Source organism: uncultured Pseudoteredinibacter sp. (assembly GCF_947500695.1).
Classification (GTDB): Bacteria; Pseudomonadota; Gammaproteobacteria; order Pseudomonadales; family Cellvibrionaceae; genus Pseudoteredinibacter.
In genome coordinates, this window is sequence record NZ_CANMSS010000012.1 from 120,725 (window position 1) to 133,504 (window position 12,780).

9 protein-coding genes are annotated in these 12,780 nt (G+C 46.8%); 5 read left to right on the plus strand and 4 right to left on the minus strand.

Features of this window, described 5'->3' with window-relative positions; all coding sequences use genetic code 11:
• Positions 1 to 420: 420 nt before the first annotated feature.
• Both Q1A08_RS18605 and Q1A08_RS18610 read right to left on the minus strand, forming a co-directional pair.
• The gene (locus tag Q1A08_RS18605; RefSeq protein WP_299775716.1) at positions 421 to 1,878 is read right to left on the minus strand and encodes a hypothetical protein; all 1,458 of its coding nucleotides are present in this window, start codon (positions 1,876 to 1,878) and stop codon (positions 421 to 423) included.
• A 47-nt stretch (positions 1,879 to 1,925) separates the two neighbouring features.
• Positions 1,926 to 3,359 carry a hypothetical protein gene (locus Q1A08_RS18610; RefSeq protein WP_299775718.1) on the minus strand — a complete coding sequence of 478 codons (1,434 nt, stop codon included), beginning with the start codon at positions 3,357 to 3,359 and terminating at the stop codon, positions 1,926 to 1,928.
• 350 nt (positions 3,360 to 3,709) lie between these two features.
• Here Q1A08_RS18610 and Q1A08_RS18615 point away from each other — a divergent pair, with 350 nt between their 5' ends.
• The 3 genes from Q1A08_RS18615 (at position 3,710) to Q1A08_RS18625 (ending at position 7,053) form a co-directional block, all read left to right on the plus strand.
• Entirely contained in the window at positions 3,710 to 5,005 is a 1,296-nt protein-coding gene (locus Q1A08_RS18615; protein WP_299775720.1) for a M20/M25/M40 family metallo-hydrolase, read from the plus strand.
• A 59-nt stretch (positions 5,006 to 5,064) separates the two neighbouring features.
• Positions 5,065 to 6,117: an AraC family transcriptional regulator gene (locus Q1A08_RS18620; RefSeq protein WP_299775722.1), complete on the plus strand. Its 1,053-nt coding sequence runs from the start codon at positions 5,065 to 5,067 to the stop codon at positions 6,115 to 6,117.
• Positions 6,118 to 6,198: 81 nt separating this feature from the next.
• Positions 6,199 to 7,053 carry a phytanoyl-CoA dioxygenase family protein gene (locus tag Q1A08_RS18625; RefSeq protein ID WP_299775724.1) on the plus strand — a complete coding sequence of 285 codons (855 nt, stop codon included), beginning with the start codon at positions 6,199 to 6,201 and terminating at the stop codon, positions 7,051 to 7,053.
• Between the two features lie 69 nt (positions 7,054 to 7,122).
• Here Q1A08_RS18625 and Q1A08_RS18630 read toward each other — a convergent pair whose 3' ends face one another.
• Positions 7,123 to 9,690 carry a penicillin acylase family protein gene (locus Q1A08_RS18630; protein ID WP_299775726.1) on the minus strand — a complete coding sequence of 856 codons (2,568 nt, stop codon included), beginning with the start codon at positions 9,688 to 9,690 and terminating at the stop codon, positions 7,123 to 7,125.
• Positions 9,691 to 9,942: 252 nt separating this feature from the next.
• On the opposite strand from Q1A08_RS18630, the gene Q1A08_RS18635 reads away from it, so the two are divergent.
• Positions 9,943 to 11,115: an HD-GYP domain-containing protein gene (locus Q1A08_RS18635; protein ID WP_299775728.1), complete on the plus strand. Its 1,173-nt coding sequence runs from the start codon at positions 9,943 to 9,945 to the stop codon at positions 11,113 to 11,115.
• Entirely contained in the window at positions 11,112 to 12,296 is a 1,185-nt protein-coding gene (locus tag Q1A08_RS18640; protein ID WP_299775730.1) for an EAL domain-containing protein, read from the plus strand. The genes Q1A08_RS18635 and Q1A08_RS18640 overlap by 4 nt, the downstream gene beginning before the upstream one ends.
• Positions 12,297 to 12,317: 21 nt before the next feature.
• Here Q1A08_RS18640 and Q1A08_RS18645 read toward each other — a convergent pair whose 3' ends face one another.
• Positions 12,318 to 12,722, minus strand: coding sequence for an MAPEG family protein (locus Q1A08_RS18645; protein ID WP_299775732.1), 405 nt, complete (start codon positions 12,720 to 12,722; stop codon positions 12,318 to 12,320).
• Positions 12,723 to 12,780 lie beyond the last annotated feature (58 nt).

Sequence of the window (12,780 nt, forward strand, 5' to 3'; positions counted from 1 at the left end):
AATTTCTACTGAATAATAAAATTTTATTGATTGAAAAGGTCAGAAAGCTTTTCTGAAAAATTATCACGATAATTATAGAGGGTAAGAAAATTTTGAGAGTTCGATTTGAGTGTCTACATTGCTCTTAATATAAACGGTGGTTAAATGTCAATCATAGGTAGCAAGTTTGCAGGGTAAGAGGTATTGATAGGCTAGGTTTCCTTTAAGCTATGTCGAAAACCTTTTGATAAAGCAGTTATCTAGGAGGAATATTTTGGTTACAAAGAGCTCTAAGATAAAAATATAGCCATTAGATTCGCTTAAATTGGACTATAGAAAGAGTATTTTTTGTCTTTTTATTGTTAATAGTCAGCAGGGCCGCATGCCCTTTGATGGTAGTATAGGCAGTGAGCTGCAAAACTTGGCCCTTGTCCTTGGGGTTTAGTCATTACACGGATATACGCCTTTAAAAGGGTCAAAACATGTCCCCGGCTCGGGATCTTTTTCTTTAAACGCGGGTTTACCAATAAGCTTCATGGCGCCAGCATAATTGGCTAAGAGCCCATTCAGTGAACCATTGAAATATCTATGGGTAGAAATACCGATAACAGGTAGACCAACAAGTGGTTTGGCGTCGGGGGCTGTGCTTTTTAAAATGTGTTTTTTTTCATTTTCCTTATTACGCTTATAGTCAATGACCAGATGGCCATTGTTATGTGCCACCTTTATATTGCTAGAGACTGGGCCCATTTTTTTGTTTTTAAACCACAGTTCACTGCTATTTGTACAGCTCGCGCCAATAACATCATGTAATATTTTGGGGCGTGCTATGAAGTCTAGGGCTGGTTCCCGAACACCTTGGGATTCTCTATTGAAGTGACTATATTCCGGCGATTCGCAGGCCTTAAGCTCGGCGTCGATTTTTTGTGTAAAAGGGGCGGAGGCCTGCGTTGTTGATACATGGTGCCGACGGGTGGGGTAGCTGAGATACCATCGAGTTCTAGCATTAACACTATTTTCTATAGTGTAGTCGCCACTTAGCTGGGGCTTCATAAAAATAGCGCTGGCCGCCTCTAGGCCGCTAGCAAAATCCAAGCTTAGGTAGCCTTCATTGCTGTGTAGGGTTGCAGTGGCAGGATTAGTATCGACAAAAGAGGGCGATTCATGGCCGGGTTTTGTGTGTATTACCCGCTCGGTAAAGGCCCCAACGGCGGTGGCGTTGTAACTGATATTGGTCCCATCGGCTACATGGATAAATGAGGCCGTGCCGTGCAAGCCGCCACTGGGCTTGCTAAGGCTTGCTTCATCAAAAAAAGCGCCACCTTCTTGCCAAGCGGCCGCTACCGTTTCGCAGCCTGCATTGCTTAATTTTCCTTTACGGCTGATGCCGGCCAATAACTCGGTTTGGCTGCTGTCAATCACACCCATTTCAAAAACTTCGATATGCCCTTGTCTTACCCTCTCTGGCACTTGATCATCGCTAGCCGGGGCGAAGTGTTCAAAACGCAAAGGGGTAAATTGGGCTGACCCCAGTTTCTGCATGCCAATATTACCGGGGTAGGTGCAGGAAAAATCGGCGGTGCCCAAATGGGCGCCATCTTCTGTGCTGGCAATTAGGGCGCTCCAGTGATCATAGGGTGCAAGGTAAAGGTTAAATTCCAGCACGATCTTAGAGTTTACACCTTCCATAATACGCACTCTTAGCGCTTTGCTTTCGTCTTTGCTGTTTACAATAGTGAGCAAGGTGGATTGTCCTTCGGCAGCGGTATAAGCCGGGAAGAGCAAAACCTGACCACTATCATTGGGGTTAATATGAATGGCTTGGCTAAGTTGGCTGGCGAATAGCATGGCCCATAACACAACACCAGATAGGCTTTTTACGATTACTCTATTTCCCATTTAAATCTTCCTTGTTGATGTACAGGGCTTCGCAAGCCATTAGTGGTCTAGTCGCAAAGCTGGCGACCTGAAGCTTGGTTTAAACATGCGTCTTTAATGGCGGGCTTGCCTATAAGCCTCATGGCACCTGCATAATTCGCTAAGACACCACCAACCGATCCATTGACATAAATCTGAGTGGAGAAGCCTATTGCAGGTAGTCCTATAAGTATTTTAGCTTGGGTGTCTATGCTTTTTAAAATGTGGGCAGGATCTTTTCCCGCGCGTGTGTTGTATAGAAAATCAACAACTATATATCCATTTTCGAACACGGGTCTAAGTACTGGGTGGTCTTTGTATTCACTTGTGTCTTTGTTAAGTTCAAATACCATACTATTCGTGCAAGTTGTACCAATGCTGGCTTCCGGTGGTGGAGTAAGCAATGGATCTGCATACCTTGAGTTGATGTAAACTCCTTGTTCTTCCCTATTGTAGTAGAGATAGTCTGGTGACTCGCACGACCTCAGCTCTGTATCAATTTTTTGTGTAAAGGGTGCAGTGGCCTGTGTTGTTGACACATGATGTCGACGGGTGGGGTAGCTGAGATACCATCGTGTGCTAGCATCAATCGTTCCAGCTCTAACAAAATCGCCTACTAGTTTCTCTTTCATAAAAATAGCACTGGCCGCTTCTAGGCCGCTGGCAAAGTCTAGATTCAGATAACCTTCGTTACTGTGTAAGGTTGCGGTGGCGGGATTGGTATCGACAAAAGAGGGCGATTCATGGCCGGGCTTTGTGTGTATAACCCGGTCGGAAAAGGCTCCAACGGCGGTGGCGTTGTAGCTGATATTGGTGCCATCGGCTACATGGATAAATGAGGCCGTGCCGTGCAAGCCGCCACTGGGCTTGCTAAGGCTTGCTTCATCAAAAAAAGCGCCACCTTCTTGCCAAGCGGCCGCTACCGTTTCGCAGCCTGCATTGCTTAATTTTCCTTTACGGCTGATGCCGGCCAATAACTCGGTTTGGCTGCTGTCAATCACACCCATTTCAAAAACTTCGATATGCCCTTGTCTTACCCTCTCTGGCCCTTGATCATCGCTAGCCGGGGCGAAGTGTTCAAAACGCAAAGGGGTAAATTGGGCTGACCCCAGTTTCTGCATGCCAATATTACCGGGGTAGGTGCAGGAAAAATCGGCGGTACCTAAATGGGCGCCATCTTCTGTGCTGGCAATTAGGGCGCTCCAGTGATCATAGGGTGCAAGGTAAAGGTTAAATTCCAGCACAATCTTAGAGTTCACGCCTTCCATAATACGTACTCTAAGCGCTTTGCTTTCGTTTTTGCTGTTTACAATAGTGAGCAAGGTGGATTGTCCTTCGGCAGCGGTATAAGCCGGGAAGAGCAAAACCTGACCACTATCATTGGGATTAATATGAATGGCCTGGCTAAGTTGGCTGGTGAACAACAACAGCAGGGCGTAAACAGCGACAATAATATGCTTCACTTGCAGCTCCTTAATCCTTGGAAGTACCCGTATTGTTAGCCACTGAATGATAAGCTAACTCCTAAGCTTTGTAGTATAAAACCTGCTCTATATTAGACCAAGCCCTTAAATTCACTTATTAGCGGTTTTGTCGGCGTTTGTACGTCTGTTGCCGTGTTTGCCACGCTGAGAATTACAAAAGCTGTGAAATATCCGCTAGTTGCTTTCGGATACTTGCTTTTGCTTCCCTTCTTTGGGCTTTTGCTAAGTAACCGAGCTAGTCGTACGCTGTTCAAAACTGCTAAATATGATAAGTTTCATTTTTTAATGCCTGTATTTCGGTGTAATCCATGATTTTGAATGTGAACAAAATGACGTCTTGTAAGCTACTGTGTTTGGCGGTATTCGCAATGTCTTCCTTTGCCAGGGCTGAACTGAGTGCTATAGAAGAAGAATTGGCGCTCCGTGTTGAGGCTCAGCTAGCTATGGCAAGCGCTGAGTTGAAGCAAGCAGTAAACATCAACAGCGGTACCATGAACTTTGCCGGTGTTGAAAAAGTTGGCCGTCTCTATCAACAGCAATTTGATGAACTGGGTTTTCGTACCGAATGGCTACCGGGTGAAGCCTTCAATAGAGCTGGGCATTTGCAGGCCAGTTATGGCAGCAAGGGGCCGAAGATTTTGATGATTGGCCATTTGGATACCGTTTTTACCAAAGAAAGCGCTTTTCAAGAATACCGTGATCTAGGTGATGGCAAAGTCGCAGGCCCCGGTATTACCGATATGAAGGGCGGTAATACGATTGTGGTGGCGGCTTTGCGAGCCTTGAAGGCCGAGGGCTTATTGGATCAGCTGCAAGTTCGTGTGGTGTTTACTGGCGATGAGGAAAGTAGTGGTCGTCCATTATCGCTATCTAAGCAGGCTTTAATTGAAGGTGCTAAGTGGGCCGATATTGCCTTGGGTTTTGAAGATGGCGATAGCAGTATTAAAACGGCCGTGATTGCACGCCGAGGCTCTTCCGGTTGGAATTTAAAAATTAAGGGCCGGCCGGCGCATTCTTCGCAAGTGTTTAGCGACGATGTGGGCTATGGTGCGGCTTATGAGATGGCGCGTATTTTAAATCAGTTTCGTGAGCAGCTAGATGGCCTTGGCTCGGTAACCGTTAATCCGGGGTTGCTGTCGGCGGGTAATGCCCAAGAAGAGTTTGCGATGAATAATTCGGTCGCGGCATCAGGTAAGAGTAATATCGTGTCGCAATGGGGCTATGTAAAAGGTGATATTCGTACCTTGAGCCCAGAAGAGCTTGCTAAGGCGCAGCAAATTATGCGTGATATTGTTAGTCAAAATCTTAAGCATACTTCGGCCGAGTTAGTCTTTGCTGAGGGTTATCCACCAATGCCGCCGACGGATGCCAACCGAGCTTTGTTAAAGCAATATAGCCAGGTGAGCGAAGATTTAAACTACGGACCGGTAGCGCCGGTTAATCCTCGCAAGGCTGGTGCGGCTGATATTTCTTTTGCGGCGGATCATGTGGAAATGGCATTAGATGGTTTGGGTTTGATGGGCTCAGGTGGTCATACAGTTGATGAAGTAGCCGATATGGATAGCTTTAAGAAGAATATTCAAAAAGCCGCCATATTGATGCATCGCCTGGCTCGTGAAAAATAATGCCATAAGAAAGCAGCACAGCGAAACCAGAATAAAAACTACAGCATAGAGCACGCGCTTTGATAGAAGAGTTAGAGCCAAGTTATCTGCATATTCCCACTATTCCAGCGGGCTTTCTGCAGCATTTGGCCGAGCCCTTACTAGCGGAAGATCGCTTTCCTGCTGCTTTACTCGACGATTATCAATGCTTGTTAGCTCTTGATAAATTGACGGTTGCTCAGTACAGCGATTTCAGCGAACAGCTTTGTCTGCACACCCAGGATGAATGGCTTGGGCTACTGGATAAGGCTGTGCCGCTGGGCAGTCATGTTGCCTTATTACATCTGTTGCATCCAAGCCCTGATCTTTTTACCGCCCTATCCAATGTAAATCGTTTCTTTAGTTTGTTTCTTGATGGTGAGGAGCAGTTATTAGATTTATCGCAGTGGCAAACGGAACAAAAGGTTTACATGGGGATATGTACAAAGGTTGAGCATTTAGAAATTGTTAGCTTGATGCGCGTGTTGAAGTTGAGTTCATGGCTATGTCAGGAGCAGCTTCCGCTAAAGAGCTTGAGTTTTAGTTTTGCCCCCACTCAGTTTGATAAAGAGTTTGCCTATTTATTTGGTGCCTGGCCGGATTATCAACAGCCGCGTGCTTGCATTCAGTTTCACCCTAGTGTTTTGAATAAAGCCGTAGCCCCTGCTATTGATGCCGAGCAGTACGCTAAAGATAATCGAGTGCACTCATTATTGTGGCGCAATGAGAGTGATCTGCAAAAAATGGTCTATGGCGATATTGCCGCACATCTTCATGAGGCTGCCTTTTCTGCTGATCATGTCGCTGAGCGATTGCATTTATCGAAAGCGACATTGGGGCGTCGTTTAAAAGAAAAGGGCAGCAGCTATTCCGATATTCTATCGCAGGTTAGAAAAGATAAGGCTTTGCAGTACCTGCATAGCGCTGATGCTGGGGCCTCGGCGAATGCGATGAGTATAGAGCAGCTTGCTGAAGCGCTAGGTTATATCGAAATGGCTTCTTTTAGTCGAGCCTTTAAATCGTGGTTTGATTGCTCCCCCAAACAGTATTGGCAGCGCTATCATGCAAGGCGCTCAGCTACTGTCAAAAAATAACAAATTTCTGCAAGTATTCGACTTTCCAGGTTTTCCACGTCGCCCTATATTATCGCTATAACGATTAGCCGGGAGGACACCATGAGTGATGTCTTAAAATCAGATGTCTACCATAGTATGGAGACAGCCAGTAAATATAAGAAAACCCAGTCCAATGCGAAAGATCGTGTAGATCAAGAGCTGTTACAGCAGTATTTAGATAAACTGATGCAAGATGGCTATGTAGTGGTACCAGATCTCTTAAACCAAGAGCAGCTTGATATTATCCGTGAAGAAGTCACGCCTATGTTAAACCATAAGGGGCGTAATTTTTTTGAGGGTGAGCTTACTCAGCGGATTTATTCGGTTATGGCAAAAACCTTCGCATTGAATCCGATGGTTGAGCATCCGATGATCTTGGCTTTACTTGATGCGGTTTTGATGCCGAGCTATTTATTGTCTCAGTTGCAGGTTATCAATATTTTACCCGGTGAAAAGCAACAGCCGCTTCATGCCGATGATGGCTATGTGCAAATGCCGCGTCCAAGAAAGTGTGTCAGTGCCGCTACGGTGTGGGCTATTGATGACTTTACGGCGGAAAACGGCGGCACGATGGTTATTCCAGGCTCCCATAATTGGGGTGATAAGCATCCAGATGAAAGTGATTTAAAGAATCAAGTTCATTGTGAAATGAAAGCGGGCTCGGCGGTATTTTTCTTGGGAACCTTGTGGCACGGTGGTGGTGCTAATGTTTCTGATCAGCCTCGCTTAGCGGCTACGGCGCAATACTGTGAGGGTTTTATTCGGCCGCAAGAGAATTTTAGTTTGTCTGTGCCTTTAGAGCGAGCGGCGCAATGCTCGGAGGATATAAAACGAATGTTGGGCTATTCCATCTTTGGGCCGTTTATGGGCATGGTTGATGGGAAGCATCCTAAGCGTTTGTTGGAGCCGTTTTAAAATAAGTAAGTTGCAAGCATAAAGAAGGGGTCAGAACCCAAGGTTTCTGACCCCGTTGTTGAGCGAGGATTAGGGCTTATTCGCGCGCAGTTTAAATTCTACGCTAGGTAGATTTTCACCGAATAGCTCAATTGGACGCCACTGTTGCTGGCTGAACAATTTACTCTGGTCAATAAAATGCGGCGATTCAGGATCATGGGCTTGGCCATAGCTTAGGAACATTTCACCCTTTGGACCTTGCTCATCAAACTGCAATGCCATCACAAAACTGGATCCGTAGTTTACTGGATAGCCAGAAACTGATTGCTCAGCTTGCTGACGAGTTCGCAGCGGGCTAAAGGGTTGTTTGCTGGCCGCTTTGCCGATATCCACCAAAGCCAACTCTGAATGACCACGATTACGTGCACGAGTATGGGAGTAGTTAAAAATACCTTCCCAAGAATAACCACCACTAATAGCAATGGGCTCTAGGCCTGCGGCTTTAGGAATATTTTGAATATCACCCAGTTTTGCATCCAGCGCTACTGCATTGTCTTCCAATCGTTTCGCCGCTTTGGCAAGAGCCAGCAACACTTCATCTTGCTCTGCGTTAGTCGCAGGGGCTAGGCCACCGGGTGTCATTGCGGGTTTAGCAGGGTCAAAGGCATTGGCGAACAGTTTATCATTAAGGTCACGATGACCACGTACACGGAACTCTGCCAAAAACTCACGCATTAAATGTGCGCCTTGGCTATCAAGCAGATAGCGGCCATCCCAATTTTTTAGGCTGTCACATGCGGCTGATAAATCATATTCGCCGCTGCCCAAAGTTTGCAGCGGGGAGGCTTCACAGCGCTCGGCTAGGCTGGCTCGAAGCTGTTGGCCAAACAAAGAATGATTGTCAGTGAAAACAGATTTTAGCTCTTCGTAACTAAATAAATTGTCCTCGCCGGCCGGCTTGTCTGCGCTACGATTACTGATCAATAGGGCATTAAAGCGTGTACGAGGACTGCGATGGCTGCGCTCCGGGCCGTAAACAATACTAAAGCCTTCCAAGGGTTCTTCAATATGACTCAGCCAATGGCTGGAGTTAGCATTAAATACATAGTCATTACGCAAAGCCTGTGGCGCCTCCTGAATTGGAATTAAGCCGCTTTGGCGAGCGCCTTCGGTGGGCTGCCATTCAAAGGCCGCTTTATTTCCTGGCAGTAACATGGCACCGCCGCCGTCACGCCATAACCCGGCAAGTTCTGGGCTATGCATGGCTTTGCGCCAATAGCCTTCAGCTGCTTCGCTGAGCTTAGGTGTTTGAGTGCCATCGATATACAGAACTCGTCCGTCTTTGGCGGCCATCATCGTATTCACCCAAGGGATGGAACGATGATCGCTAAAGGCTTGTAAGAACTCTTCTGGGCTCTGCGCTTTGGCCATGGCAACCCAATGACTGAGCATGCCGGTATTATCTAAATTGGCGTCGCGAATGCTGATGGCCGATTTATCTGTCCAAGCAAGGCTGGGGGCCAGCGAACCTAGATTAACAATAGGGCCGAAATGGCTGTTGTAGACAGTATGCTCTTGGGTTTGCGGCTCGTTGTCACCCTCTGGGCTGCCAGCCGGAGCTTTTACTTTTATGCTAACCGTTTTGGCGGTGATATCTTTAAAGCCATCCTCATAGCGGTAGCGCATCGGGTTGCTAGGATCTAGCTCAAGTTGATATAGGGTAAAGCGCTTGGATTGAGATACTGTGTGGGTCCAGCCTAGGTTTTCATTGAAACCAATGCTTACCCCGGGCAAACCAATCATGCCGACACCGGCAATATTGAGCTCGCCTGGGATGGTGAGGTGCTGTTGGTAGAAACGCAACTCGCCATCATAGGGGAAGTGAGGGTTGGCCATTAGCAAGCTGTTTGCATCACTGGCTTTCTCTTTACCGATTGCCCAGCCATTACTGCCAATGCCTCGGGAGGTCAATAAATGTTCAGCATCCAAGCTAGGTGCTGTAAGGCTAACTTTTTCTCCAGGTGGTTTTGCTGATGCAATAGCCCCTAGAAAAGCTCGGCTGCTCGATAGCAATGCCAAATCCATATGGTAGGCCAATAAATCTTCCACGGTGATGGTGCTTACCCAATCCGCATTGCGGCAAGGGGAGGGATATTGGCTTGGATCTTCGCGTTCACTGAGATTTTTATTAAAGCCGTCAACATAGCCTTGCAATAAGTTCTGCATATCTGGCTGCAGGGCAGGGTAAAGAGTCTTAGCACGATCAAGCAAGCCAAGGGATTTATAGGCTACATCGGCCAAGATGTATTTATGCTTTGGGCCGGCTCCTAAATAAAGCGCTGCCTCGCCCCTAACATTTCGGATTTGCTCAGACAGTGTGCAAAGGTTTTCTCTAGCTTGCATATAGCCGCTGGCATAGCCCAAGCTGCCGTAGTCCTTGGCCACGATATGAGGCACAGCATATTTATCCAAATGCACATCGGCCGAGTAGTGGTAGTTTTTTTCTGAGGCTTTAGTTTCTACCTGCTTGGTCGGCTCATCCTGTTGGCTGCAGGCGCTTAATAGGCCAAGGCCAATCGCGCATAGTGGCAGGGTGTAGCGTTTATGGTTTATTTGCGCAGGGTATTTGGCAATTTGAGCCATTAATCGTTTGGGCATTTGCGAGTCCTTCATTGTTATTATCTCGTGAGATAGCGGTCAGTATATCGCGCTACTTGTGTAATAAAACCGACTTTGTTCAGAATTTCATTTCTCTGGTACGTGAGGGTGAAAATGTGCAGGAGCGGGCTACACTTAAGGTATCTTTGAATTTGCATCCGAGCGGTGGGTAGAGCTGGCTTAATATTTGAAGGAATATGCCGATAGCATGCTTATGGCTCCGTTTTTGTATTACATAGGCAATTTTGTTTCATGCGTTTGTTAAAGGTTCAAGCCGAAAACCTACGCCCCGGCATGTTCGTTGCCGAGCTAGATCGACCCTGGCTGGAAACTCCATTTACCTTGCAAGGCTTTGTCGTCCGTGACGATGAAGATGTTCTATATATCGGTCGCTATGTGGATTATGTCTATATTGATGCCGACTATTCGGGCTCCAATCTATTCCTGCCCGAGCAGCCAAAGCAAAAAACGGTTATTAAAGAACGTCTGAGTATCAAAGCTGACTTTGAACAGGCCAAAAGCTCTTTTAATTCGGCCAGTGAGTCTCTCGATAGGGTATTTAGCGCCCTCAACAATGGCGCGCAAACCGATATTCAAGTCGTTCGTGAATCTGTACAGCCCTTAATCGATGGTGTCTTTAAGAATAAAGAGGCTATGGCAGCTCTGGTCCGGATGAAGGAATCTTCAGATTATCGCTATCAACATGGTATTTCCATGGCAGTCTGGGCCGCGATTTTAGGGCGCCATATTGGATTGCCTATCGATGAGCTAGAAAAACTGGTGGTGGGTTGCGCCATGTGCGATGTGGGCATGACCCGTTTGCCTGATGAAATCTTTCAGCAGTCCTCAGGTTTAACCGAGTACCAGCGGCAAATGGTGGAGTTGCATACGCGCCTGGGTGTGCAGATGGTTGATGAAAACGGCAATGCCGATATTGAATTGCTGTCGATCATCAAAAGCCATCATGAACGTTTCGACGGTAGCGGTTACCCAGAAGGTTTGACTGGGGCTGATATTCCACTCTTGGCTAGGGTGGCGGGATTAGTCGATGCTTACGATGCCATGATTACTCCACGACCTTATGCGCCCGGTGTCTCGTCTTATGATGCGGTTCAGGAACTGATAAAGAGCAAAGGCGTTTTATTCCAAGACGCTTTGGTAGAACAATTTGTTCAGGCGATCGGCTTATTCCCTACCGGCTCCTTGGTGGAGCTCAATACCGGTGAGGTGGGTATTGTCGTTAAGCAAAATGAAATGCGCCGACTTAAGCCTGAAGTCGTTCTAGTGTTGGATGAGAAAAAAGAAAAATTAGCAGCGCTTAAACTGTTAGATCTAGCTGATGAAAACGTGTCTATTAGCCAATGGATTACCAATGGCCTGCAGGCCGGCAGCTATGGCGTAAACAGCGAAGAGTACTTTATATGAGTGGGAATAAAGGCAAACCATCATATATTGGACTAATCGAAATTGCCGATTACGAAGGTTTAGTTGGCCGGCATGGCCCGGCATCCGCCCAGTTGCTACTCGAAGAGTTCTATCAGCGTTTGCAGCGCTGGGCTCGCCCCCAAGATCAAGCTAAGGTTCTTAAAAATAGGCGGTTTATGGTCATGCTAGATGGTGTGCATGACGACGCTCAGCTGCAATTGGCAACCGCGAAGCTTATTCGTCTATTTGAAGCGCCCTGTGAATTAATGGGAATTACTGCACCGATAAAATTCAAGGGGGGATTTTGTCTACACGAAGGGCAGGATGCTGAGCAAACCCTTTTGCGCTGTCGAATAGCCTTGCGCCAAGCTCGCAAGGGCGAGCTGGCTATTCAGATATATCATCACGAATTCCAAGCCAGCCTTGATGACGAACCGCGTTTAGTTGAAGCGCTTGAGCGAGCCTTGGATCGAGGTGAGTTTCAACTCTATTATCAGCCAAAATTGCACACCGGTTATCGTACGGTAATTGGTGCCGAGGCGCTGTTGCGTTGGCACAGCAGCGATAAGAAAGTGATTAACCCGGTGCAATTTATCGATGTGGCTGAGCGGCATGATGTTATTCGCCCGATTACTTGGTGGGTGATGAAGTCAGCCGTAGCACGCTTACGCAACTGGCCGGATAATCTTGGCATTTCGGTGAATGTGCCACCTTGTTTATTGCTCGATGATGAAATCGTGACGGTGCTATCCGATGCCTTGGCGATATATAGCGTTGCGCCGCATCGTTTAACCATTGAAATCACCGAGAACTTGATGATCAGTGATTATGAACACTTGGTTCTGAATTTACATTCTCTGCATGATATCGGTGTCAGAATTTCCATTGACGACTTTGGTACGGGTTATTCTTCGCTAGCGCAGTTTCGCAACTTGCCTGCCAATGAGCTTAAAATTGATAAGAGCTTTGTGCTGGCCATGCGTGAATCTGAAAAGGATATGGCTATTGTAAAAGCGGTTATTGATTTGGCCAGAAACTTCAGCATGCGGGTTGTTGCTGAAGGGGTAGAGGATCAGGAAACCGCCAGCCTATTAACCGACTTAGGCGCCGATCAGCTGCAAGGCTTTTTGTTTGATAAACCTTTGCCGCTGTCGGATTTCGAAAAACGATACGTCAAATAGACCTCAGCTATGAGGCCGAGGCTAAAGCCAAGGCAGGAAGCCAGCGATTAACATGCCTGCTAATCCAAATAAACTCAAGCCAAAGGCCACACTTCTAGCCAGCGAATAATTAGAGTAGTAAAACAGCATGTGCAGCAGGCGGCCTAGTAAGTACAGCGCTGCGCTGTTGTTTAGCCAATTCGGCGATGCGGCAGAAAATATTCCAAACATGGCCAGTAAAATAAAAATAGCGACGCTTTCGTTAGTGTTAGCATGGCTTCTAAACGCTCTAAACAAAAAGCTGCTTTGATCAACTTCAATGGGGTGTCCTGGTTTATGTCGACCCTTTAAGCCTGCGACATCCAATATCAGCAGCTGGGCAAAACTAAGTGCGGCCATTAATCCCATCACTAAAACGGTCATGCTATAGGCATCATTTACTTGCATGCTGTATTCCTTTCACTTCCAAATCTTTAGGTTTTAGGCTAGGGCACCTCTGAATAAA